Source organism: Sorangium sp. So ce363 (assembly GCF_051520435.1).
Classification (GTDB): Bacteria; Myxococcota_A; Polyangia; order Polyangiales; family Polyangiaceae; genus Sorangium; species Sorangium cellulosum_B.
In genome coordinates this window covers 1078467-1102434 of record NZ_CP150333.1, presented here as the reverse complement: position 1 = coordinate 1102434, position 23968 = coordinate 1078467, and the positions used below count along the sequence as shown (strand labels likewise).

15 protein-coding genes are annotated in these 23968 nt (G+C 73.2%); 7 read left to right on the top strand and 8 right to left on the bottom strand.

All coding sequences use genetic code 11. The features are described from left to right. Positions 1-20 precede the first annotated feature (20 nt). Together panC and tmk are read left to right on the top strand one after the other, a co-directional pair. Positions 21-911, top strand: coding sequence for a pantoate--beta-alanine ligase (panC, locus tag WMF12_RS04155; RefSeq protein WP_437866118.1), 891 nt, complete (start codon positions 21-23; stop codon positions 909-911). Next, positions 912-1610: a dTMP kinase gene (gene tmk / locus WMF12_RS04150; RefSeq protein WP_437866110.1), complete on the top strand. Its 699-nt coding sequence runs from the start codon at positions 912-914 to the stop codon at positions 1608-1610. Positions 1611-1692: 82 nt separating this feature from the next. Here tmk and WMF12_RS04145 read toward each other — a convergent pair whose 3' ends face one another. After that, a complete protein-coding gene (locus WMF12_RS04145; protein ID WP_437866101.1) occupies positions 1693-3045 on the bottom strand; it encodes a hypothetical protein in 1353 nt (450 codons plus the stop codon). 634 nt (positions 3046-3679) lie between these two features. On the opposite strand from WMF12_RS04145, the gene WMF12_RS04140 reads away from it, so the two are divergent. After that, positions 3680-4816, top strand: coding sequence for a vWA domain-containing protein (locus WMF12_RS04140; RefSeq protein WP_437866095.1), 1137 nt, complete (start codon positions 3680-3682; stop codon positions 4814-4816). A gap of 36 nt (positions 4817-4852) precedes the next feature. On the opposite strand, the gene WMF12_RS04135 is transcribed toward WMF12_RS04140, so the two are convergent. Further along, positions 4853-6025, bottom strand: coding sequence for a tetratricopeptide repeat protein (locus WMF12_RS04135; protein ID WP_437866081.1), 1173 nt, complete (start codon positions 6023-6025; stop codon positions 4853-4855). Between the two features lie 338 nt (positions 6026-6363). Here WMF12_RS04135 and WMF12_RS04130 point away from each other — a divergent pair, with 338 nt between their 5' ends. After that, positions 6364-6585 carry a DUF465 domain-containing protein gene (locus tag WMF12_RS04130; RefSeq protein WP_437866069.1) on the top strand — a complete coding sequence of 74 codons (222 nt, stop codon included), beginning with the start codon at positions 6364-6366 and terminating at the stop codon, positions 6583-6585. 271 nt (positions 6586-6856) lie between these two features. Here WMF12_RS04130 and WMF12_RS04125 read toward each other — a convergent pair whose 3' ends face one another. The 5 genes from WMF12_RS04125 to WMF12_RS04105 form a co-directional block, all read right to left on the bottom strand. Beyond that, a complete protein-coding gene (locus WMF12_RS04125; protein WP_437866063.1) occupies positions 6857-7366 on the bottom strand; it encodes a hypothetical protein in 510 nt (169 codons plus the stop codon). Between the two features lie 128 nt (positions 7367-7494). Further along, a complete protein-coding gene (locus tag WMF12_RS04120; RefSeq protein WP_437866060.1) occupies positions 7495-8670 on the bottom strand; it encodes a serine/threonine-protein kinase in 1176 nt (391 codons plus the stop codon). 36 nt (positions 8671-8706) lie between these two features. Next, a complete protein-coding gene (locus WMF12_RS04115) occupies positions 8707-10086 on the bottom strand; it encodes a serine/threonine-protein kinase (RefSeq protein WP_437866055.1) in 1380 nt (459 codons plus the stop codon). 78 nt (positions 10087-10164) lie between these two features. After that, positions 10165-11559 (bottom strand): formylglycine-generating enzyme family protein, encoded by a 1395-nt coding sequence (locus tag WMF12_RS04110; protein ID WP_437866048.1) that lies wholly within the window; start codon positions 11557-11559, stop codon positions 10165-10167. After that, the gene (locus tag WMF12_RS04105; RefSeq protein ID WP_437866040.1) at positions 11556-13022 is read right to left on the bottom strand and encodes a formylglycine-generating enzyme family protein; all 1467 of its coding nucleotides are present in this window, start codon (positions 13020-13022) and stop codon (positions 11556-11558) included. Before WMF12_RS04105 ends, WMF12_RS04110 begins: the two co-directional genes overlap by 4 nt. A 173-nt stretch (positions 13023-13195) precedes the next feature. Here WMF12_RS04105 and WMF12_RS04100 point away from each other — a divergent pair, with 173 nt between their 5' ends. The 3 genes from WMF12_RS04100 (at position 13196) to WMF12_RS04090 (ending at position 16086) form a co-directional block, all read left to right on the top strand. Beyond that, positions 13196-14152 carry a hypothetical protein gene (locus tag WMF12_RS04100; protein WP_437866029.1) on the top strand — a complete coding sequence of 319 codons (957 nt, stop codon included), beginning with the start codon at positions 13196-13198 and terminating at the stop codon, positions 14150-14152. A gap of 26 nt (positions 14153-14178) precedes the next feature. Then, the gene (locus WMF12_RS04095; protein ID WP_437866024.1) at positions 14179-15201 is read left to right on the top strand and encodes a PEGA domain-containing protein; all 1023 of its coding nucleotides are present in this window, start codon (positions 14179-14181) and stop codon (positions 15199-15201) included. Positions 15202-15810: 609 nt separating this feature from the next. Next, a complete protein-coding gene (locus WMF12_RS04090) occupies positions 15811-16086 on the top strand; it encodes a hypothetical protein (RefSeq protein ID WP_437866019.1) in 276 nt (91 codons plus the stop codon). A gap of 13 nt (positions 16087-16099) precedes the next feature. Here the strand turns inward: WMF12_RS04090 and WMF12_RS04085 are convergent, their stop codons facing one another. After that, positions 16100-23959 carry a beta-ketoacyl synthase N-terminal-like domain-containing protein gene (locus WMF12_RS04085; RefSeq protein WP_437866014.1) on the bottom strand — a complete coding sequence of 2620 codons (7860 nt, stop codon included), beginning with the start codon at positions 23957-23959 and terminating at the stop codon, positions 16100-16102. Positions 23960-23968: the final 9 nt, after the last annotated feature.

Sequence of the window (23968 nt, the reverse complement as noted above, 5' to 3'; positions counted from 1 at the left end):
ACGTCTGATAGGGTTCAATTATGGAGTTTTGGCGACAGCCTGGCGAGCTCAGGGTGGCGTGCGACCGGGCGCGCGCGACTGGACGCCGCGTCGGCCTCGTCCCGACGATGGGCGCGCTCCACGCAGGCCACCTCGCCTTGATCGCGGAGGCGCGGCGGAGGACGGACTTCGTGGCCGTGACCGTCTTCGTCAACCCGACCCAGTTCGGCGCGGGAGAAGACCTGGCGCGCTACCCGCGGACGCTCGAGCGCGACCTCGCCGCCTGCGCGGAGGCCGGCGCCGACGGTGTGTTCGCGCCGGACGTCGCGGCGATGTACCCGCCAGGCGAGGAGACGCGCGTGCGCGTCGGCGCGACCGCGGGCCCGCTCTGCGGCGTCCATCGGCCCGTGCACTTCGAGGGCGTCGCCACCGTGGTGACGAAGCTGCTCTCGCTCGCTGGCCCGTGCGTCGCCGTCTTCGGCCGGAAGGACTACCAGCAGCTCCAGGTCATCCGGCGGCTCGCCGCCGACCTGTTCCTTCCCGTCGAGGTCGTCGGGGCCACGACGGTGCGCGAGCCGGACGGCCTCGCGATGTCGTCGCGGAACGCCTACCTCTCGCCCGAGCAGCGGAGCGCGGCGCGCGCCATCCCGCTCGCCCTCGCCGGCGCGTGCGGCGCCTTCGCCCGCGGCGAGCGGCGCGCCGCGGCGCTCCTCGAGCCCGCGCGCGCGCGCCTCGCGGCCGCCGCGACGAGCATCGATTACGTGGACCTCGCCGATCCGGAGTCCCTGGCGATCTGGAGCGACTCCGCGGCGATCGGCGATCGGGCGCTGCTGGCGGTCGCCGTCCGCGTCGGGACGACGCGGCTCATCGACAACGTCGTGCTCGGGGAGGACGCGCCGCCCGTCGCGGAGTCGAGCGAGGAGGCGAGCTAGATGCCGAAGACGAGAGGCGAGCAAGAGAGCCCCGCGTCGCGCCCGGCGGGGGAGGCCGGCCGTGGCGTCTTCGTGGTGTTCGAGGGCATCGACGGCGCCGGCACGAGCACACAGGCCGAGCGCTACGCGGCGCACCTCAGGGCGGCGCGGCGCATGGTCCACGTCACCCGAGAGCCGAGCGCCGGGCCGGTGGGCGCGCTGCTCCGGCAGGTCCTGACCCACCGGATCTCGCTTCCCGGCGCCCGCCAGGCGGAGGTGATGGCGCTCCTCTTCTCGGCCGATCGCCTCGATCACCTCGGCGCCGAGATCGAGCCGCTCCTCCGTGACGGATACGTCGTGATCTCGGATCGCTACGACCTGTCGAGCCTGGCCTACCAGTCCACGACGGCGGGCGAGGACGGGGCGGGCTCCGGGGCGATCGTCGAATGGATCCGTGAGCTCAACCGCCACGCCCTGAGGCCCGACGTCACGGTGGTGATCGACGTGGCGCCCGAGATCGCCGAGAAGCGCCGCCGCGGCCGCGGGGGGGCGGAGGAGCTGTTCGAGAAGACCGAGCTGCAGGCGCGGCTCGCGGAGGCATACCGCCGGGCGGAGGAGCTCGTCCCGGGGGACAGGGTCATCCATATCGACGGGGATGGCGCGGTCGACGAGGTCTCCCGGGCGATCACGGCGGCGCTCTCGGCCGTCGTGGAGCGGTGAGCCAGGGTCCCCGCTCGAACATCGGAGTCGAGCTGCCGAGGGCGCAAGGTCCCTGAGCCTCCCCGCGCCCCCGTCGCGCGCTCTACGGACAAGCCGCGTTCGCGATCTCCACATCGTCGACGTTCCAGCTCGACACGGTATCGACGAAGGCTTCCCGCCCGATCTCGTAGCCGAAGCGGACGCGCAGGCCGGCGTTCTTGTAGGGCGTCAGGTCATGGACGACCTTCGTCCAGGCCGAGTCGCGGACGCCGGGGTACGCCCCCGACTCGAAGAGCACCTTCCAGCGGACGCCGTCATAGACCTCGACACGGTTCGTCATGTGAGGCGTCTCATCGCTGTTCAGGAGACGCCAGAACGTCAGGTACACGCCGCCCGCGACATCGGCGTTGACGACCGGGCTCGTCAGGTAGAAGTATGGGTGGACCCCGAGGGGCGCGTTCCCTCCGATGACCACGCCGGCCACCCCGTTGTCCGACGTCGCCGTGTGATCGAGCGCCGGATCGGCGTGCCCGTAGGTCTGCCCGGTTGACGCCTTCGCCGCGCCGATCTGCCAGGTCGGACCGAGCTCCCACCCGGCCCCGTCGCTCTCGAACGTATCCCGGAAATAGACCACCGGCGTCCCCGCGGCGGCGCCGCCCTGACAGACACCAGCCAGGCAGGACTCCCCCACGGTGCACGAGTCGCTGTCGACGCAGACCCCGCCGTCGGGAACCGGGCGCGCCGTGCACACCCCGGCCTCGCTGCAGACGCCGCGCGTGCAACCGACCGCCTGCGAGAGGCACGACTCCCCCGGGGTGGGGATGGAAATACAGGCGCCGCTCTCGTCACAGACGCCACGATTGCACTCGTCGGTCCCAGAGAGGCAGGCGCCGCCCGGTCCGATCGGCTCAGCATAGCAATTGCCAGAGCCCGGATCACAGGCGCCATCGTTGCACCCGACGCTCAGCGCGCTGCAGTCCTTCGGGACGCCCCCCTCGCAGCGGCCGCTCTGGCAGGTCTTGCCGACCATGCAGAGATCGCCGGAGTCCGCGCACGGCGCCCCCTCGTTCCCCGGAACCGCCTCGCACGCACCGGTGGCCGGGTCGCACGCACCAACATGACAGGAGTCCGGCACGTGGAAGAAGAAGCAGTCCCGCGGCGTCCCGACGCAGGCGCCGTCCAGGCACGCCGCGTCGAGGATACAGCGGTCTTCCGTCGCGCACGGGGCCCCGTTCGCCCTCGGCTCCACCCCGCAGCGAGGCGCGCCGCCCGCGTCGACGCACGTGACCACGTGACAGGCGTCCGGCGCGAGGCCGCAGTCCTCCTGGGCCCCGCCCTGACAGACACCCTCCTCGCACGTCTCGCCGACCGTGCAGGCGTCCCTGTCGTCACAGGGCTCCCCGCCCGCGCTGGGGACGAGCTCGCAATCGCGCGTCGCCTCGTTGCAGACGGCCATGACACATTGCGAGGTCGGAACGAGCGAGCAGTCTATCCGGCACGGCGCGCCGTCCCCGCCTGCGCCGCCCCCGCCGCTCGAGACAGCCGCCCCAGCGGCGCCGCCGGCCCCCGCCGGGCCCGAGCTGCCCGCGGATGTCGCAGTCGAACAGCCGAGATCCGTCAGGGCGACAGCGGAAAGTACCCATGGAATCCACCTAGTCATGTTCGCCTCTTTCCAGCAAGCGTGACGCACCTCGTGGGAATTACGCGTCCTTCGCGGCTGCGCAAGGAAACATGATGTTCCGGCGCGCGAGCACCCGGAACGGTCGGCGCGCTCAGCGACGAGCAAAGACGCCGAGCCCCGCCGCGCCGGCGCGCGCACGAGACCGCGAGAGCAACGAGAGCTGCAAGAAGCAACGAGAGCTGCGACAAGCGACGAGAGCCGCGACAAGCGACGAAAGAAGAGAGAGCAACGACAGCACGACACGAGCGGGGCTTACAAACCGGAGAGCCCCTATCGCGCCTCGATCGAGAGCTGCATACACTGACGAGATCGTCTCGGAGCTCGGCCACCCCTCGATAGACAGACCACTTCGCGCGTGGAGCCCCGCGGCAGCGAGCCACGTCGCACCCATTTTCAGAGGAGCGCAGAGATGTCCTTCCGACGTCATTTCGTGTTTGCCCCTTTCCTCGTCGCCACCGGGATCGCGGCGCAGTCGGGCGGCTGCGCGGCCACCGAGGACGAGAAGCCCGCGACGATCCCCCCGCCGGATGACGCCGCGAGCGGCGGCGGCGGCTCCTTCGGCGTGAGCAGCGCGAGCGGAGACACGTCGCTCGGCGAGGGGGGAGGGCTCGGCGGCGCCGGCGAGGGCGGCCTCGGGGAGGGGTCCTCCTGCGCCCAGGCGAGCGCGGAGGCCACGCTCCTGCCGCTCGATATGCTCATCCTGCTCGACCGATCCGGCAGCATGCTCGGCTCGAAATGGGTCGGCGTCACGAACGCGCTCTCGGCGTTCGTGACCGACGCCGCCTCGGCCGGGATGAACGTGGGGCTGACCTACTTCCCGCGGAGCAGCAATGGGCAGAGCGACTGCAACCACACGAGCTACGACGAGCTCGCGGTCGCCATCGGCGAGCTGCCGGTGAACACGCCGGAGCTCACCGCCTCCATCCAGAGCACCTCGCCCGGCGGCGGGACGCCCATGCGCCCGGCGCTCCAGGGGGTGCTCACGAACGCGACCGCCTACAAGGACGCGAACCCTTCCCACAAGGTGATCGTCGTGCTCGCGACCGACGGCGATCCCTCGGGCTGCTCCGGAAACACCGTCGCGAGCACCGCGGAGATGGCGCAGAGGGCCCTCCGCTACAACGGCGTCCAGACCTACGTCGTCGCGGTGCAAGGCTCGACGCTCACCAACCTGGACCAGATCGCCGACGCCGGCGGGACGACCCGCGCGTTCGACGTCACGGCGGACATCACGGCGTTCTCGGCGAAGATGGCCGAGATCCGCGCGTCGGCGCTCCCGTGCGAGCTCCTCATCCCCGCGCCGCCCGCGGGCGCGGTCCTCGACACGAGCCGGGTCGCGGTCAGGTTCGCGCCCGAGGGCGCGAGCCCGCTGGAGGTCCCGAAGGCGGACGACGCAGCGGACTGCGGCACGGGGCCGGGGTGGTATTACGACGACGATGTGCTCCCGAAGAAGATCATCCTCTGCCCCGCGTCCTGCACGACGGTGCAACACGAGGTGCGCGCGGAGCTCGACGTGCTCTTCGGGTGCGCGCCGACGCTGAACTGAGCCGCGCGGGCCCCACCCCCGTCGCCCGCGCGGGGCTCACGGCCGCTTCGGCGCCGCCGTCTTCAGAGCGTCGAGCGCGGCGAGGAGCTCGGCCTCGGTGAACGGGAGCCTCGCGAGGGCCGCCTGCTCGTCGGCGAGCGCGAGCTCTATCTCGCGCTGCGCGTCGCGGGCGCGGAGGATCCACGCCGACGACTCCCCGGTGCGGTCGCCGAGGCGCACGGTGCCGGCGAGCATCTTCTGCCCCTTCTCCAGGAGCACGCGGTAGCGCAGCCGCATCGCCCCCTCGAACAGCTGCCTCTCCCTCGGGGTGTCGGCGCTCCGCGGCGGCGGGACCTGCATCACGTCGCGGTGGAGCTCCTTGTAGAGCTGCCCGATGCGGTAACCCGCCATCGCCGACCAGTGGGCGTCGAGGCTGCGCATGGCCTCGGTGTAGGCGCTCTGCGCGTCGAGCAGCCCCTGGCAGCGGCGCTCGAGCGCCTCGGCGAAGCTCGCCGGCACCGGCACGAAGGAGATCGCCTCGCTCCGGCGCCGCCGCACCTCGCCGAGCGCGAAGCTCACCTGCGCGAGCTCGATCGGCGGCTTGCCGGACTCGCCCAGCCGGTGCTCCTCGATGAGATCGCGCGCGAGCGCGACCTGACGCGCCGCCTCCTCCACGAGATCCTGCTCGACCAGGCCGAGCGCGAGCGCGCCGCGCGCCTCGATCGCCTCCAGCACGCTCAGATCGCCGAGGCGGAGCAGGCGGCGCGACACCTCGACGAGCTCGGGCCACCGCTCGAGGGCGGCCGCCGCGCGCGAGAGCCGGAAGAGCGCGCCGCGCGCGACCGCGTGGTCCGGGAAGCGCTGCACGACCTCGCGGTAGCGCTCGGCCGCGAGCGCGCGGTCGCCGAGCGCCTCGTGCGCGAGCCCGGCGTTGAACAGGCTCGGGGGCGCGACCTCGCCGGCCGGCGCGAGGCGGGCGAGCCGCTCGAACAGGGGCGCCGCCTCACGCGCCTTGTCGGCCAGGAGCAGCGCGCGTGCCCGCTCGAACTCCGCCGCGAGCTCGGCATCCGAGTAGGGCGACACGACGACCGGCGCGAGCTCGACCGGCGCGCGCGCCGAGGCCGGCTGCGGCGATCGCGCCCGCGCCGGCACGTTGGCCTCCGAAGTGCATCCGCCCAGGACGACCGCAAGGGCCAGAAGGGCGACCGAGGTGGCGCTGGAGCTCGACATTGCCGGGGAAGAATAGCCCCACGCTCGAGGTTGTTCCGCAACGTGCATGTACGGAGAGTCCGGCCCGGCCGTCCGGGACACCGGTGGATTGCTGTACGCCGTAGGGCAATCCCTGACTACAACGGCTGCTCTGTGAAATTGCAGAATGGCCTCGCCCGACAAAAAGCCTGCATGGATCCGCCATGTTGCGGTAATCTCGCATTCGTTCATCAGGCCGCTGTCTCGGCGTGTAGCTCGGTCGGCGGCGTTCTCCTCTCCAGCGACGATCAGAACGAGGGCTTCTGTTGTGGGCCCTCGAAGGCATCACGGCCCCGTTGTGGGGCCTTGGAGGTGGGCACATGAAGCATCAGATCATCTCTCCTCGCGCGGTGAATGGAATCGGCCCGGAGCAGCGGCTGAGCATGGCGGAAGCGCGTCATCGCGAGCTCGACTCACGCCTCAGGCAGCTGGGTCGACGGGCGTTCCTGACACCGGGGGAGAGAATGGAAGCTGCCCAGCTCAAGAAACGTAAGCTCGCCGCGAAGGACGAGATCGAATCCCTGCGCCGGCGGTTGTCGTAGCGAGCGACCCCTCGCCGACCCTCGATCCTGCGCCACACACGGCGCACCCCCCGCCCCTTTCCGTTCTATTCCAGACATCCCGCGCGCCCACGCAATGGGCCGCTCGCACGCTGCGCGCGCCGCACGGATCTGCGCGCGCTGCTGGGACGCGCGCGCGCCCGATCGCCACGGCGGACGTGCCGGCGGCCGGGGACACGCGCACGCAATGCGCTGCTCGCACCCGATTCGATGCCCGCGAGGCGCGACGAGCGGGGACGTCAGCGCGCGGCGGTCAGAGCGTGGGCGCCGACGGCTCCGACTCCGACGGCGGCTCCTCGGGCGACGCGGGAGCGTCGGTCTGCGGCGCGGCGCCCCCCTCCGGCAGCGTCTCGGCGCCGCCGTACACGTCGCGGTTGAGGTCCGCGAGGGTCTCGGTCAGGCGGTTCTTCTGCTCGCTGGTGATGCCGCCGGGAGCCAGCTTCTCGGTCGCCGCGGCGAGCCCGAGCCAGTGGCGCGCGTTGTCGCGGTAGCCCTTGCGCGGATCGGCGACGCCGGTGCCCTGCGGCGCGAGCTCGGCCAGCCGGTAGTCCGTCATGCCCCGGAGGTAGGCGTACTGCGCCCGCTCCGGGACCGAGAACGAGTCCTGATCGTGCTCGAGCACCCGGAACAGCGCCAGCGCCTGCTCGAACCGGTTCGCCTCGTAGTGGCTGCGGGCGCGATCGAGATCCTGCGTGTAGGTCGCGCAACCCGACGCAAGGGCGAAGGACGAGAGAAGGAGGACGCACGGGACCAGGCGGCGCATGCGCGCAGGGTATCTCCCGTGTCGCCGGGCGATCAAGCACGAAGGCAGCGCGCCACACACCACGCGCCACGCTGGCCGCTGACGCACGGCGCGCCGCCGCACGCCGCTCCGCATCCAGCGGACCGCCGTCAGCGCAGGAGCGTCGCGGCGAGGACGCCGCTCACCGCGAGCAGCGCGACCGCCAGCAGAACGACCGCCCAGACGAGGCCGCGCGCGGGCGCAACAGGGCGCGCGGCCGCGACCGCGCCCGGCCCCGTCGCCGACGACAGGGGGGCGACCGGGGGCTGCGGCGCAGCCGGGGACTGCGGCGCAGCGGCGACCGGCGCCTGGCCGTCGCTGGAGGGCAAGGCCACCGTGTCGGCCGTCTCCCACACCCCGGCAGGGGGGCGCACGGCCGAGGGCGGCTTGCCGTCCGGGAGGCCCGTGGAGGAGCCGCGATCCATCGAGTCGGCGACGCCCGACGCCACCATGAACGCCTCGGAGAGCTCCCGGGCCGAGGCGAAGCGCGCGTCCGGCTCGACGGCGAGCGCCTTCCGCATCCAGGCCTCGACCTCCACCGGGATGCCAGCGCCCGGCGCCGCCGCGGTCAGCGCGGGCGGGGGCGTGCCCAGGATCTTGGCGATGAGCGGCCCGAGCGCCGGGGCGGTGAAAGGACGTTCCCCCGTGAGACACTCGTAGACCACGACGCCTAGGGACCAGAGATCGGACCGGTGATCGACGCTCTTCAGGCCTTTCGCCTGCTCCGGGCTCATGTAGTAGGGCGTCCCGAGGAGCGCCCCCGTGCGCGTGGGATCCATGCCGGTGATGGCGAGCGCGTCTGTCACCTTCGCCACGCCGAAGTCGAGGATCTTGACGATCTCCCCATCATCCTCGCGCGCGATAAAGAGGTTCTCCGGCTTGATGTCGCGATGGACGAGCCCGACCTCGTGAGCGCGCGAGAGGGCGCGGCAGACGTGAGAGACGATCGTCGCCGTCTCCGCCGGCGTCAGGCGCCGGCGCGCGGAGAGGCGATCGCGCAGGCTCTCGCCTGCCAGACACTCCATCGCGATGTACGGTAATCCATCGTCGGTGAGGCCATGGTCGAGCACCTTGACCACATGGGCGCTGCGGATCCGCGCCGCGATCTGCGCCTCACGATCGAAGCGCGCCCGGGCGGTCGCGTTCTTCGCGGCCTCGACGTCGATGAGCTTGATGGCCACCGGCGTGCGCAGCGACAGGTGCTCTGCCAGCCACACCGAGCCCATCCCGCCCCTGCCGAGGAGCCGGGCAAGACGGTACTTCCCGGCGATACGTTGACCTTCCATGGCGCGGGAGCAGGGTAACGCGGGGCGCGCTCGCCGTCAGTACGGGAGTTGGTCGACGATCCCCCGCGCTTGCGTCGCCGGCGCCGGCGGCGGCGGCGGTGTCGCCGATGTCGCCGGTGTCGCCGGCGCCTTCAGCGTGCCAGAGAGCGCGCTCGGTGAGGGCCGCCTGGACGACGACGCCGCGGACGGCGCGACGCCTGCGACCGCAGGCTCGTCCCGAGCGGGAAGGGGCGGAGCGGGCGAGCTCGACATGGATGCTGCAGGCACCGCGACCGCCGCGGGCGGCTCCACCACCGCTTCCGCCGAGGCGGGGACCGGAGCGGCAGGCCCGTCCGGCGGCGGGGGGCGGAGCGCAGCGAACACCGCCACGAAGGCCACCACGAGGAGCGCCGCGAACGCGAACGCCCTCTTCAGCGATCGCGCGCGCACGCCGGAGGCCGCGAGGGCCGGAGGCGCCGCGACGGCTCCCGAGCTCAGAGACGCGGCGAGCGGCGCGAGCGCGCCGACGACCTTGCCTCCCGCGAGCGCGCCCGCCGACGTGGGATCGGTGTAGCGGCCGAGGACCTCGACGAGCGGCGCCAGATCGTCGAGCCGATCCTCACGCCGCTTTTGCAGGCAGCGGTCGAGCACCCCGGCGACGTCCGCGGGCAGGTCGGGCACGGCCGAGCGGATCGACGGCACCTCGCGCTGCAGGAACGCCGTGTACATCTCGCCGAGGTTCTCGAACTCGAGCGGCCTCCGGCCGGTGAGCGCCTCGAAGAGGATGACGCCCATCGCCCAGATGTCCGCGCGATGATCGATGTCCTTCTCGCTCATCGCCTGCTCGAACGACATGTAATGAGGCGTCCCGAGGATCGAGCCGGTGCTGGTGTTGCCTCCCTGCGTCTCCGAGCTGATGGAGGTCGGGTCGAGCACCTTGGCGATCCCGAAGTCCAGCACCTTGGGCACGCACCCGCCGGCCTGCGGCTCCGAGAGGAAGATGTTGTCCGGCTTGAGGTCGCGGTGCACGATCCCCTTCTCGTGCGCGGCGCGGAGCGCGGAGGCGACCGGCACGAGGAGGCGCGCCGCCTCGTACAGCTGCAGGGCGCCCCTGCGCTTGCGCAGCCCGGAGAGCGGCTCGCCGCGGAGCAGCTCCATGACCATCACGGGCGTGTGGTCCTCCTCGAAGACGTCGAGCACCTCGATCACGTTCGGGTGCTGGATCGCGGTCGCCGCCTTGGCCTCGCGGAGGAAGCGCCGGGTCTGCGCGGCGTCGGCGACGCCGCGGATCATCTTGAGCGCGACGTCGCGCCCGGTGCCGACGTTCCTGGCCGCGTACACCTCGCCCATCCCGCCGCGGCCGATGAGGCGCTCGATCCGGAAGCGCCCGGCGATGATCTTGCCGGCCGGGAGGGAGCCCTGGAGATCGTCCGACACGAGCGGCAGCGTACCGTGGTTCCCAGCCGGACGCAGCGGTTCGCGGTCGCCGGCCGGCCCCGATCCGCGGCAGCGCGGTCACATCGGCTGCGCGCAGCGGAAGCCGGTGGCCGGGTTGAACGCCGACGCCCTCTCATGGCTGCGCGCCGTGGCCCGGGCCCCCAGCTTGTAACCCGACCAGGAGCTCCCGCGATAAGAGAAGCCCGGCGCCGCGCCGGGGGCCGGCGCGCGACACACCGGATCGACGAGGAGCGGCCCGCCCGACTGCCAGCAAGGCGCGGCGTAGGGAGCGAAGGTGTCGGCCACCCACTCGGACATGCTCCCGGCGAGGTTCCGGATGCCAAGGGCGGTCACGTCGCTCGGGGCGCCTCCGGCGACAGGCCCCCAGGGCACCGGCGCGTCGAGCGGGCGACAGCCGGAGTTCTCGAACACGTCCTGGTCGACCTCCCCGCCGCCCCGGCCCCTGCCGAGGAGCGCCATCGCGCAGAGATCCCCGCCGTTGCCCCAGGGATAGGCGGTCTCGTCATCGAGGTTGCCGGCCGCGTACTCCCATTCAGCCTCTGTGGGGAGCCGCAATCCCCGCGCGGAACAGGCCTCCTCCGCCAGCGCGTGGGTGACGCAGTTGACGGGCAGCGCGTCGTTCGCGCCGTCGGACACGCCGAGATACGTGCAAGCGCCCAGATCCGACCCCGGCGCGTCGATGTCCCTGGCCACGGGCGCTGATCGGATCTGCCCTGTCGCCACGAGCTCCCGGACCGTGCCCACGGTCACCTCGTCCGCGTCGAGCGCGAACGCGCCGAGCTGCACGAGGCGCTCGGGCTGGCTCAGCTCGTCGAGATCGATGGTGTATCCGGGTCGCGGCGTCCCGAGAAGGAACACCCCTCCGGGCACACACACCATCCCCGCCGGAGCCGGCCCCTGGCAGGGTACCGGGGCCGCGCTCGGCCAGGAGCCGGGCTCGGGCCGGGCCTCGACCTCCGAGAGCAGCGGGAGCACCGGCTCCGGCGCGAGCGCGCCCGCCTCCGGGTCGCAGGTCGCGCGCTGCTCGGGGAGGCTCGGGACACCGAAGCAGCGCATGGACAGATCGAGGGCCACGTGTGTCTCGCCATCGAGCGGCGGGAGCCTGGCCACGGCGTCGATCAAGGCCGGACCGCGGGGAAGGCCGTCGGGGCCCGCCTGCTCGGCCCGGTAGAGCCGCGCGCGGACCCGCACGGCGGCGCCTTCCTCCCGCGGGACAACGCCGAAGCTGACGGGCAGGCTGTCCGGCCCATCCACCCCGATGAGCCGCATGCACCCGGTGCAGATCGCGCCCTCGCCCATCACCTCGAGCAGCAGGTGATCACCGAACCGGGGCGCCGGGGCGTCCGTGGAGACGCTGACGAGCCACTGGCGAGGCTCGGGCTCGCACGCCGAGAGCGCCGAGAGCAGAAACCCGGCGGCCGCGAGCGCCGTCGACAGGCCACGAGCCGTCACGGCGCACCTCCCGCGTAGACGCACCGGAAGCCGTGAAGCGAGTCCAGGACATCGCCTCTCCGGAACGCGGGCCTCGTGTTCGCGGGGCCGCTGGCCCAGTCTCCACCGCGGGCGGCGCGCGCGTTGATGCCTTCATCGTCGCAGCGGGGCTCGACGAAGATCCCCGGCGCGCTCCAGCAGCCCTCTCCGTACGGAACCAGCTTGTCGGCGCACAGCTCGCTCAGGCTCCCGCCGAGGTCCAGGACGCCATCCCTGGAGCTGTCGCCCAGGCCACCGCACGTCGCCGAGGGCCGATGCGAGCCGACCTCCTCCGGCCCCGGATCGCCAGGGCACAGCGTCCCCCGCCCGGCGCTCGCCGTGCAGCACGCGGGAGACGCGTCACCCCAGGGATAGATTCGCCCCTGCCCTCGACCCCGCGCGGCGTGCTCCCACTGCGCCTCCGTCGGCAGATCACCGCCGCTCGCCCTGCACGCCTCCCGGGCAAGGCGCCACGAGATGCAGTTGAGGGGATATCCATCGTTCGCTCCGTCGGCGGCGCCAAGCCAGCGGCAGTCTGCGAGCCCCGCCCTGCTCGGATCAGGCCCGGCGAGGTCATCGGCCTCCGCGTGGAGGAGCCCCTCGTTCAGCAGCGCACGGAGACGGCCGACCGTGAACTCCGTCCTGTCCATGAAGAACGGGCCAACATGCACCGGCCGCGGCGGCACGACCGAGACATAGCTCTGCTCGTCGACGCCGGCGAGCTCGGCCTGGCCGATGACGCTGAATCCGCCGGGGATGCAGGCGGCATCGGCGCCCTCGGGCGCGGCGCCGCAGGGGACCTCCCGCGCGCGCGACCACGTGCCGGCGCGCGTCGCGCCCATCTCTGCCCCTGATCCGACGAGGACACCCTCCGATGGGACCGCCGTCCGCCTGGAGGCATCGATGCATGTGTGCGGCGGCTTGCGCAGCGACGCGGGCACGCCCAGGCAGTCGGCCGAGAGCGTGAGTCGCACCGTCACCACGCCAGACGCGGGGAGCGCGACCTCGATCAGCCGGTCGATGGCGGCCTCTGGCGGAGGATCGATGGTCGAGAACACCCTCCCCTCGATGGAGTCCTTACCCCGCGCCGCGACGGCGCCGCGGAACGCCCGGATGCGCAGGCGGAGCACGGCGCTCCCCTCCTCCGGCGCGGCCACCCCGAAGGAGAACGGCCAGGACGAAGGGTCCGGCAGGACGAAGTTCGCCGTGCAGTCGACGTCATCGATGCAGCCGGGGCGCCACGCGCCGTCGAACCCGTCGATGCGCACCGTATCGATGACCGCCTCCGGCGAGATGGAGGGGTCTGCCAGGAGCTGCGCGGCGACCGGCGCGTCGGTGTCCACGACGACGAGGAGCTGCGGTCGCTCTCGCTCGCCGCAGGCGCCGGAGAGCCCCGCCGCAGCGAGCACGATGAGGATCGAGAGCGCGCGTGTCGGTTCGACCACCTGCCGCCTTTCGCCTTTCCCGTTGCCGCCCGACAGAACCCAGGGGTAGTCTCCTCGCTATCATCGAGGAGGGGCGAGGCCAAGAGGGTTCTTTCGCTTCTTCATCCGAATCCCTCGTCACCCGAATCACCCGAATCACCCGAACATCGCTCTGCCGCTCGCGAGGAGATTGTATGTCGTGGGTCACCCGGCCAGTGCTCGCCGCGCTCTCCGTAGCCACCGCGGCGGCGCTCTCCCCCGCGTGCGACGGCGATTCCCCATCCGGAGATCCGGGAGCGGCGGCGAGCACGGGATCGGGCGCCGGCGGCGGCAACGGCGGTGGCGGCGGTGATGCCACGTACGGCGCGAGCGCGTGCGGTACGTGCGTGGAGCAGACAGCGTGCTTGTCCCAGGTGAACGCGTGCGCGGCCGACCCGGGCTGCGCCGCCTACCTCGACTGCCTCGACGCTTGTCCGCTGGGCCCGAGCGGAGACGCGGACATCGCGTGCGAGCAGGCGTGCCCGCCCGTCACCGGCTCTCTTGGCCAGAGCGCGAAGCAGGCCTTCATCGACTGCCGCCTCGCCGGCCCGGGCGCGGAGTGCGCCGGTTGCGGTCAGATCCCCGCCCCGACAGACCCGGATTTCAACCAGACGTGCTCGCCGTCGACGGATCCGAACACCTGCTACAAGTGCGAGGACGAGCGCTGCTGCGAGACCTACCAGGCTTGCAGAGACGACCAGGATTGCCAGGACCTGGTCACGTGCGTCAAGGCGTGCGCCGAGGACCCGGATGACGCGGCCTTCTCGCCCTGCGAGAGCGCGTGTTACCAGGCGCACGCCGCCGGCTACGTCGCCTACAGCCACCGGATGGCGTGTATGCAGTACTTCTGCTTCGACGACGACGCTTGCGGCAACGAGCCGCTGGACCCCTGCGTCAAGTGCCAGAACCTGCACTGCGCCGATGAGATGGCGGCTTGCCAGCATGAGATCGAGTGTGCGTTGCTGGACAACTGCAAGGTCCCGTGCGACGTCGGGGACCAGGCCTGTCTCATGGGGTGTGACGCGATGTTCCCGGACGCGGTGGCGACCCACGAGGCCGGGCTCGATTGCGCGCTCGCCCACTGCGAGATCGCTTGCGGCGGGACGGACTGAGGGGGCAGCCAGGGACGAGGGGTACGATGCGGACACGATGGATCCTGGGTGGCCTGGTCATGGCGGCGGTCGATCTCTCGACGGCCGGGCGCGCGCGCGCCGAGGCGCCGGCCCCGGCGGAGGCGCCGGCGGTCGATGAGCGCACCGCGCGCGGCAGGGCGGCGTTCCTGCTCGGCGTGCAGCGATCGAAGGACGCGCAGTGGGGCGAGGCGCTCGCCGCCTTCGAGGAGGCGGCGGCGGCGCGGGACGCGCCCATCGTCCAGTACAACATCGGCTTCTGCGAGCGCGCCCTGGGCCGCTACGTCGCCGCGCGCCGCACCTTCCGCCGCGTGCTCGCGGGCACCGAGGGCCTCGCGGCCGCGCAGATCGACGACGCGAGGGCGTTCGTCGCCGAGCTGGATCAGCTCGTGGTCCGGGTGGCGATCACGCTGGATCCCCCGGGCACCCCGCTGACCGTCGACGGGCGCGCGCTCCGGCTGGCCACCGACGATGGGACCCGGGTCTTCGTGACGCTCCCCGGGTCCGCCGAGCGCGCGGCGGCGCCGGTGGAGAAGAGCTTCACCGTGGAGCTCGACCCCGGGGTCCACCTCTTCCGCGCGGCGCGGCCAGGGCGCCAGGATGCGTTCGTCCAGAAGACCTACCGGCCGGGGGAGAAGGCCACGCTCGATCTGCACCTGGACATCCTCCCCGCGCGCGTGGCCGTGCGCGCGGAGCCGGCGCAGGCGCTCGTGCGTGTGGACGGCCGCGAGGCCGGGCTCGCGCCCATCGACCTCGAGCGGCCGCCGGGGAAGTACAGGATCGAGGTGGTGCGGGACGGGTTCGAGACGTACGCGGCGACGCTCGATCTGCACGCGGGGCAGCGGGCGGATCTGACGGCCAAGCTGATCCCGGTGCGGCCGTCGCTGTGGACGCGGTGGTGGTTCTGGACGGGCGCGGCGGCCGTGGTGACGGGAGGCGTGGTGCTGACGTACGCGCTGACGCGGCCGGAGCCGGACTACAACGGGGGGAGCCTGAACTGGGTCGCGGAGCCGGCGGCGATCAGGTGGTGAGCGGCATCGGGCGCGCGAGGCGCCCAGATGCCAGGGCCGCCGTGCTGCGCGAGGCAACCGAGCGGCGCGCGTACGGTGGTGGGGCAGCTAGAAAGGCCCGGCAACGGTGCCCGCACCGTGTCGCTGCGCGAGGTCGACGCGGTTCTCGAGACCACGGCCAGCGAGGCCGCCGAATGACCGGAAGGCGGCTCTACCTACGCGCAGGACGCTATGCGGAAGGTCCGAGTGACTACGACTTTCTCTTGCCGCTCCTCGTTGGGCGGAGAGGAAGAAGGAAAGATTCACAGGGAGGCGGGGAGGCGGGGAGGCGAGAGATGGGGATCAGTCGTTCGAGCCATCAGGCTTGCGACCTGAACGCAGTCAACCCCCAAGCGAGCAGCCTCGAAGAATGGCCCACCTCTCGCCTCTCCACCTTGGTCTATATATATATCTCTCCTCCCCGCCTCCACGTCTCCCTGTGTAATCTCTCTTTCTCTGTCTCCCTCCCAACAAGCCGCTGCTGCCGACCGCGCTTCGCGCGGCGGCACACCGGCAAGACGATCGACTGCTGTCCTCGCTCGCGTTGTCGCTATATTTCCCGGCGCCTGCGATGTCGAGACCGAGGCGCGGATGCTGGTCGACGGCGAGATCTTCCGGACCTTGCTCGGCAGCGGCGCGCAATCAGCTCTTCCCGCCGAGCCAGAGCGCGAGGCCGATCCCAAGCTGACGCTGGGGCGCCTCTTGAAAGAAGGAGGGATGAGACGAAAGCCCGAGCGCCTCTACCGCTTGTTCGGCGAAGAGGTCAGCCTCGAGGCGCTGCGCACACTGCCGGCTTTTCAGCTCTTCGAAGCGGAGCTCGTCGAAGCAATCCGCGCTGTCGCGCGCTCGCAGGGATGGCCCCGATGAGCTCCACCTCTGCTCACCCCCCGAGCCGCCTCCCGAGGAGCCGCGCGGCGAGCTTCCGCAGCCAGTCCGCCCGCCGCGCGTCGGGCGCGACGAGCCGCCCCGTGCGCGCGGCCTCCAGGATCGCCGCCGTCTCCGGCGTCGGGTCGGCGCACGCCTGCAGCACCCGGAAGACCGTCGCGTCCTCGTGCGCGACGCCCGCCTCCTCGACCCAGGCGTCCACCGACGCCGCGAACGCAGGATCCCCGGGGAACGGCTGCTCGACCGCGTTGCTCGGGCCGAGCCCGTTGATGCCGCTGATCACGAGGTCCTTGCGATCCTTGTAGGTCAGCCCCGCGAGCTCCTCGGGCAGCAGCGGGCGGCCGATCCAGATGTCCTGCACGCCCATGCCGAGCGGGAACTCGAGCCGCCGATCGAGCGGCTCCGGCGGCAGCGCGGCGGAGAAGCGCACCGGCACCACCGGGACGCCCACCGCGAGCGCCATGTCGATGAACGAGCCGCTCATCTTGCGCACCGGCGTGCGGCACTCGAGCGACCGCGTGCCCTCGACGTGCACCATCACGCCCTTGCCGGCCCCCTGCATCTCGGCCCCGAGCTCCGCGATGATGCTCCCGAGCGACGCCTTGTCCTCGCGATCGAAGTACGTGATCACCTTCGGATCGCGCGCGCCTGGGTACGCGAAGCAGTGCGCGAGCATCGTGCCGAGCCACGTCGTCCGGTGCTCGGCCTTGGCCAGCGTGACCGTCGAGACCTCCGTCAGGCCGGACACGGCGATGCCGAACAGCAGCGACTCCACGCCGACCTGGTGGTTGCCGAGGTAGAGCAGGCTCCGGCCCTTCACGGCGCGGAACGCCTCGGGATCGACGACGTGCACCCGGCGGATGAACCGCTCGATGAGGCCGAAGTACAGGTCCTCCGCCGGCCACCGGCCGATGCCCATGGCCGCGCCCCAGTATCGGCGGACAGGCTCGATGTCGATCACGGGCGGGCCCGCGTCGCGGACCACGACCTCGGAGCCCTCGCGCGCCACGGTGAACGGCCAGCGCGTGAGCGGCTGCGCCGAGGAGACACCGGCGAGGGACACGGTCGACGGGTGCACGCCCGCGCGCCGCGCGACGTGATCCTTCACCGCCGCCGCCTCGACGAGGTCGCCCGACGCGGCGTAGAGCTGCGCCACGGTGCCGGGCATCCAGTCCATCGTGCGCACGTCGGCGGGGCTGCAGCGCGCCTCGCGCGACGCCGCGTCGACGCGCGAGACAGCGAGGTCGACCGGCGCGCGATCGCGCAGGAACGCCCGGCGGATCCCGGGAGGCGCGCCGCCGATCGGCCCCTGCGGGAGCAGCACCTCGACCAGCCGGAGCTCCAGCCAGACGCGCTCTCCCGCCGCGGCCCCAGCCTCGGCCCCGGCCTGCGCGATGGCCTGCACCCGGAACGAGACGAAGCGATCGTCACGGCCCTCGTAACGCACCTCCACGCGCACCGGCGACCCGGGCGCCGGCCCGTACAGGCGGAGCGACGGGATGCGCGACGGGAACGCGATCTGGGCGGGCGGGCACTCCGGATCCCACAGCGACAGCCGGTCGTGCGGGATGGTGTGGGTCAGCGCGTCGAGCATGCCCTGGTGCAGCGTGCCGGGAGGCACCGAGCCCCTCGCAGGGTCCAGCACCGCCGATGACCCGCGCGCGCCGAGGCGGAGCGCGGTCAGGTACTGGAACGCAGGGCCGTGGAACAGCGTCCCCGCGGCGTACGGATCGTCCGCCTCCGGCGCGTCGAGCGCCGGCTCCGGCGCCGGGGCGGGCGGGTAGTCACGGGCCACCCGCACGCGGCCGGTGCACACGGGCTCGAACCGCGAGAGCGCCGGGTTCGATGCCTCGCGCCACGCGAGCAGCCGGACGTCGAGGACGTCGCCCGATCCGGTCGCCTCGGCCTTGACGCGCACCGGCCCCGGCACGGGCAGCCAGCGCTGCACCACCACGTCCTCCACGGCCACGACCACGCTCCCCGGGCGCGCCCGCAACGCGGCGCCGGCCAGCCGGTCGACCATGCTCATCCCGGGGAGCGCCGGGACCGTCCACGTGGGGCGGTGGTCCGCAACCCACCCGTCCGGGTCGAGCACCTCCTCGACGTCGTCGAGCGCCGGCGCCGGCGCGGCCTTCGCCGCGGGCTGCTCCTGCGGGCGCAGGCGCGGGCTCCCGCCCACGGCGCCCGGGAGCGAGGCGAGGCGGCGCGCGCTCGCGCGCGGGTCGAAGCCGACGTCGCGCCGCGCCCGCGGCGAGGCGCCGTCGACGATCCGCACGCCGAGCGTCGCGCCGTAGATGCGCAGGCCGTCCACCCAGAGGTAGGACTCGGCGATGACGTAGGGCCCGCGATCGTCGCGGCCGATCTCGAGGATGTCGGTGTCGACCGTCACCCGCCGGCTGGCCGGCAGCACCTGGCCCCGGTACCGCCAGGAGTGCTCGTGCCCCGTCATCACGGGCTCGAACCGCGGGTCGCGGAGGCCCGCGTGGAGGTCCTGGTGCAGCATCCAGAACTGGATCGTCTGCAGCATCGCCTCGATGCCGAGCGAGCCTGGCTGCACGGGATCGCCCAGGAAATGAGCCTTGAAGAACCACTCCGACGCGTGCACGTCCCGCCGCGCGCGGAGCCGGCCGAGCCCCTTCCGGCCGCCGGCCTGCCACAGGCCGTCGATCCGGTCGATCATCAGCAGCGACGGCCGCGCGAGCCCGAGCTTGCCGCCGCAGTACCGCGCGGGGCGCTCGCGGAGATCGACCTCGAAATCGGACGGCTCATCGAGCGCGGCGACCTCCTCGGGCCTCGGCGGGATCCCGATCTGCGTCGCGAGCGCGGCCTTCGGGAAGAAGCCGAACACCGTGTCGAGGTCGTACACGCGGGCGCCGCCGAGGCTGCACTCGACCCGGAACGAGAGGATGATCATGCCGCCCGATCGGGACATGTTCGTGAGGCGCGATCGGGTGCGCAGCGCGCCGCCGGCCGGCGCCGGCAGGACCTCGGCGTGCAGCGTGCCCTTGCCGTCGAGGTTGCGGAAGTACAGCGCGCCGTCGGTCGAGAGCGCGCAGCCGGCGTAGCTCGCGAGCCAGCCGCACGTCTGGAGCGCGGCCTCGAGCACCACCGCGAACGGCATCGTGAGGCTCGCGTTCTCGTCGAAGTACCACGCGTCCTCCGGGACGTCGTACTCGACCTCGACCTCGGCGCCGGCCTTCATCGACGCCATGGGGCGCGAGACCGAGAGGACCCGGCTCATGAAGTGGTACGGCGGCCCCGGGAGCCGGGCGACGTGCTGCCCCCCGTCGAACCTGCGGTAGAGCGGGCCGAACGCGTCCGACGGCCTGCCCCAGGCGCACGAGAGCAGGCTCCGGTAATCGAGCGGGAAGCCGCCGGCGTCCGCGCGCCCCGCCGAGACGGCGCCGTCCGGCGGCGGCGCGCCCGTCTCGGACCAGGGGACGCGCGCGACCGGCACCGGCTCGACGTGGCCGTCGAGCAGCTCGGGGGCGCTCGTCAGCGGCCAGTCGGGGCTGAGGCGCAGGCCCACGCGGCGGGCGTGGAACGCCTTGAGGCCGTCGACCGTGCACAGGAAGTCGGCGAACACCGTCGGGCACGGGCCGTCGTGGACCTCCTCGACGAACACCTCGTACGTGAGCACGCGGCTCGTCGGGACCACCTGGCCGCGGCAGCGGAGCAGGTACGGGATCTCCGGCACGGGCTCGAAGCGGAAGCCGTCCGCGTCCACCGTGAAGCCCATGGCCGCCATGTAGAACGCGAGCGCCTGCAGGCAGCCCTCGAACATGAGCGTCCCCGGCATGCAGGGGTCGTCCTTGAAGTGGCCCTCGAAGTACCAGCCGTCCTTCGTGATCGGCAGCGTGGCCCGGAGATAGCCGCGCTTCCACGGGCCGCCCGCCGGGTCGAACACGTCGACGCGATCGAAGAACAGCATGGGCGGGGCGCTGATCCGCGGCGTCCTGACGTGGGTGCTCAGACGATCGAAGCCGGGGCCGAACGCCGCCGCGCCGTCGCCGGCCGCGAACGCGAGGAGGTCGGCCCGGTCGAACGCGGACTTCCCGCACGCGATCCGGGGCGGATCGAGGCGGGCGGTCGTCGCGTGCTCGGCGGTGTCCGCGTCCCAGAGGACGCCGCCGGAGCTCGCGAGCTCCTCGTCGGTGAAGAAGCCGGCCTGGCCCTTGCGCGTCTTCAGGCGCAGCTCGCCGCCGATCCGGCAGTCGTAGTGGAAGAAGAACAGTCGGACGTCGCCGTGCTTCGCGTGCCCGTCGACGTGGATGTCGTAGACGAGCGTGTCGCCCGGGCGCGGCAGGCCGCCGTAGAAGGTGAGCTCGCAGCCGAGCAGGCGGTAGACGCGCTCGCCCTTGTTCTCGAAGTCCGCGCCGAGCCAGCTGATGAGCAGCAGGTCGGCCTGGCCGCTCTCGATCATGACGCCGGCCGGCATCGCGCCGTCGTGCAGGTACCAGGAATCCCACCGCACGTCGGTCTCGGTCCACATCGTGCCGAGCTTCATCGAGCCGGGCTCGGCGTCGATCCCGGTGACCCGATCGGCGAGGAGGAGCGGCGGCATGGGCATGCGCACCTGGCGGCGATAGGCGTCCTGCCGGGCGAAGAGCGGGCCGAACACGTCGGAGATCCGGCCCGAGGCGAGGTGCTCGAGCTGCTCGCGGCTGAACCGGGGGCCGCGGGGCGCAACGGCAGGCGCCGCGGAGAGCACCGGCTGGGCGGAGGGACGCGGCGCAGGCGGCGGCGCGGCGGAGGGGCGCGGCGCCTCGACGACGCGCGGCTCGAACGAGCGCGGCGCCTCGGCGCGGGCGGGCTGCGGTGGCTCGGCGCGGACCGGACGCGGCGCGTCGATCGGCTGCGGCGCAGCGGCAGGGCGCAGCGCCTCGATGCGCGCGAGAGGCGGCGCATCGATCGGCTGCGGCGCAGCGGCGGGACGCGGCACCTCGACCGGGCGCGAGGCCTCGGTACGGACCGGCGCGGCGTGGGGCACCTGCGCCAAGGAGGCCTCGACCACCACCGCGGCCGCGCCCGACGACGCCTGCACGAGCGAGTCCAGCGCGCGCTGCCGCATCTGAAGGAACCGGCGGTGGACCTGGGCCTGCTGCTCCGCCCACTCCTTGTGGATCTGCGCAAGCTGCACGGTGAACGCCGCGGCGCCGGCGATCACGTCGCCCGGGATGTCCACGGCAGCGGCCGCGACGACGGCCGGTCCGACCGGCGGCGGCTCGTCTGCGAGGCTCGCGGCGACGGCCGTGACGACCGCCGGCCCGACCGGCGGCGGCTCGTCCCAGGACGGCGCCCGATCCGCGTCGGCGGCAGAGAACCCCGTGGGGCCGGGGTACAGCGGCGGCAGGTCGTCGAGAGCGGACGGCAGAGGCGGCGCAGGTTCCATGGAGTCTCCGGGGGATGAACAGGAGGCCGCGCCGGGCACGACGATCGCCGGCGGGTGGGCGGGGAGCGTCAGCGTCGGCCCCTCCGCCGATCGCGGCGGCGGGAGCGGCGCGGCGGGGCCGCCGGCCCCGATGCGGACCGACAGCGAGCCGCCGCCGAGGCCGGCGCAGCGGACCTCGGCGATCCGGATCTCGTCGGACCACGGCGCCCCGTCGGGCTTGCGGCCGTGACGGCAGGCGAGCACCGCGGCGGCCACGTGCAGCAGGCCCGAGGCCGCGTGCGCGTGGCCGAACCGCGGCGCGAGATCCGTGGACGACAGGACGAGGCCAGGGTCGGCCGGCTCGTCCACGACCACGGCCAGGACCGGGTGCCGCTCCCGGACGGCGTCGTCGAGGCGCTCGATCACGAGCACCACGGCGGCGTCGCCGGGGGGCAGGCGGACGCCGAGCGCCTCGAGCGCGGCCGCGTGGGCGGCCTCGCACGAGAGATCCACCGCGCCGACGATCGCCGCGTCCACCGTGCCGGCGCGCAGGGCGCGGGACGCGACGCGCAGCGCCCAGGGGCCGGACAGCTCCTCGGCCGCGATCGTGAACGACGGTCCACCGACGTCGAGCTGGCTGTTCAGCCGGTTCGCCGGGATGTTGGGCATGTTCCCGACGACGCCCGCCGCCTGCAGCGCAGGGATGATCGCGTCCTGGAGCGCGCCGACGTCGACCGACGGACCGAGCCGCGCCGGCGCCGTCTCGGCGAGCCGCCATCGCGTCATGTACCGGCACACCTCGGTGTCGGCGCCCATGCCGATCAGCACGGCGGTGCGATCGCGCGGCAGCGCGAGGCCCTCGGTGGCCTCGATCGCCGCCTCGAGCAGCAGCGTCTGCTGGGCGAGCGCCTGCTGCAGATCGCGCGGCGGGAACCGGAGCCGATCCGCGGGCAGCGCGACCGCCGCCCGGCGGGGATCCGCGCCGCGGCCCGAGAGGAGCGGCTCGGCGAAGGCCCGGACGCCGCTGAGCTCACCGACGCACAGGCCCATGGCCACCACGGCCAGGGGGCCTGCCGGCGCGGGATGCGCGGCCGCGACAGCGCGCGAGGCCTCTGCGGCGGGCTGCGGCGCGGCGTGGGCCGCGCGGCCCCTCGGCGAGGACGGCTCGTACGCCTCCACGAGGAGGTGGGCGTTGTTCCCGCCGAACCCGAACGCCGACAGGCCCGCGAGCCGCCGCCCCTCCCACGGCTCGGCGCGCTGCAGCACCCGGAAGGGGCTCGAGGCCGCCGCCTCGCTCAGCGGATCGGCGTGCAGCGTCGGCGGGCGGACGCCGGCGGCCATGGCGCCGAGCAGCTTGAGGAGCCCGGCCGCGCCGGCCGTCGTGACGAGGTGACCGAGGTTCGACTTGAGCGAGCCGAGCGGGACGTCGCGGGAGCCGAACACCTCCTTGAGGGTCGCGATCTCGGTCGCGTCGCCGAGGGGCGTGCCCGTCGCGTGGCACTCGAGCAGCGACACCTCGCGGGGATCGAGGCCCGCCATGGCGTACGCGGCCCGCATCGCGCGCAGCTGGCCCTCGACGGAGGGCGCCAGGAGGCCGCGGCCGCGGCCGTCGTTCGACAGGCCGATCCCGCGGATCACGCCGAGGATCGGCCTGCCCGCGGCCTCCGCGTCCGACAGGCGCTCCAGGACCACGAACGCCGCGCCCTCCGCCGGGACCAGGCCGTCGGCCTCCGACGAGAACGGGCGGCTCTGCCCGGTGCGGCTCATGGCCGACAGCGCGCAGAACCCGATGTGCATGAAGAGGTCGTCCGAGCGGCACACCGCGCCTGCGAGCATCCGGTCGGCCTCGCGGTCCTGCAGCCGCTCGCAGGCGAGCGCGATCGCGTACAGCGACGACGCGCACGCGGCGTCGAGCGCGAACGCCCCGGCCCCGAGGCCGAGCACGTCGGCCAGCAGGTGGGCGGGCAGCCCCGACATGAACCGGTTGCGCGGATCGGGGCGCGGGACGCCGGCGAGATCGCCGAGCCACGTCGACTCGACCCACGCCGACATCGCCGACGACGGGAACGAGAGGTTCCCGAGCACCGCGCCCGCGCGGTCGGACCGGCCCTCGTGCCCCGCCTCGCGCAGCGCCTCGCGGCCCGCGTGGAGCACCCACTGGAAGAGCGGGTCGAGCGCGAGCAGGGACTCGGGCGGCCCGCCCCGCCGCGGGAACGGGTCGCTGGCGAGCACGCGGCGGAAGTGCTCGTCGAACCCGGTGACGTAGCCGCCGCGGTCGCTCCACGCGCGGTCCTTCGCGTCGCGCACGTCGCGCGCGCCGCGCGCGACGTGCGCGAGCGCGCGCTCACGCGAGAGGCGCCAGCGGCCGTCGGGCGCGGCGGACAGGAGGTCCCTGCCGGCGAGCACGTTGTCCCAGAGGGCCGCGGGGTGGAGCGCGCCCGGGAGGACGCACCCGCGGCCGACGATCGCGATGGGCTCGAACACGCTGGCCTC

Coding starts and splice junctions, on each gene's coding strand:
- panC (WP_437866118.1), top strand. CDS start 21: ATGGAGTTTTGGCGACAGCCTGGCGAGCTCAGGGTGGCGTGCGACCGG.
- tmk (WP_437866110.1), top strand. CDS start 912: ATGCCGAAGACGAGAGGCGAGCAAGAGAGCCCCGCGTCGCGCCCGGCG.
- WMF12_RS04145 (WP_437866101.1), bottom strand. CDS start 3,045: ATGGCCGTCTGCAACGAGGCGACGCGCGATTGCGAGCTCGTCCCCAGC.
- WMF12_RS04140 (WP_437866095.1), top strand. CDS start 3,680: ATGTCCTTCCGACGTCATTTCGTGTTTGCCCCTTTCCTCGTCGCCACC.
- WMF12_RS04135 (WP_437866081.1), bottom strand. CDS start 6,025: ATGTCGAGCTCCAGCGCCACCTCGGTCGCCCTTCTGGCCCTTGCGGTC.
- WMF12_RS04130 (WP_437866069.1), top strand. CDS start 6,364: ATGAAGCATCAGATCATCTCTCCTCGCGCGGTGAATGGAATCGGCCCG.
- WMF12_RS04125 (WP_437866063.1), bottom strand. CDS start 7,366: ATGCGCCGCCTGGTCCCGTGCGTCCTCCTTCTCTCGTCCTTCGCCCTT.
- WMF12_RS04120 (WP_437866060.1), bottom strand. CDS start 8,670: ATGGAAGGTCAACGTATCGCCGGGAAGTACCGTCTTGCCCGGCTCCTC.
- WMF12_RS04100 (WP_437866029.1), top strand. CDS start 13,196: ATGTCGTGGGTCACCCGGCCAGTGCTCGCCGCGCTCTCCGTAGCCACC.
- WMF12_RS04095 (WP_437866024.1), top strand. CDS start 14,179: ATGCGGACACGATGGATCCTGGGTGGCCTGGTCATGGCGGCGGTCGAT.
- WMF12_RS04090 (WP_437866019.1), top strand. CDS start 15,811: ATGCTGGTCGACGGCGAGATCTTCCGGACCTTGCTCGGCAGCGGCGCG.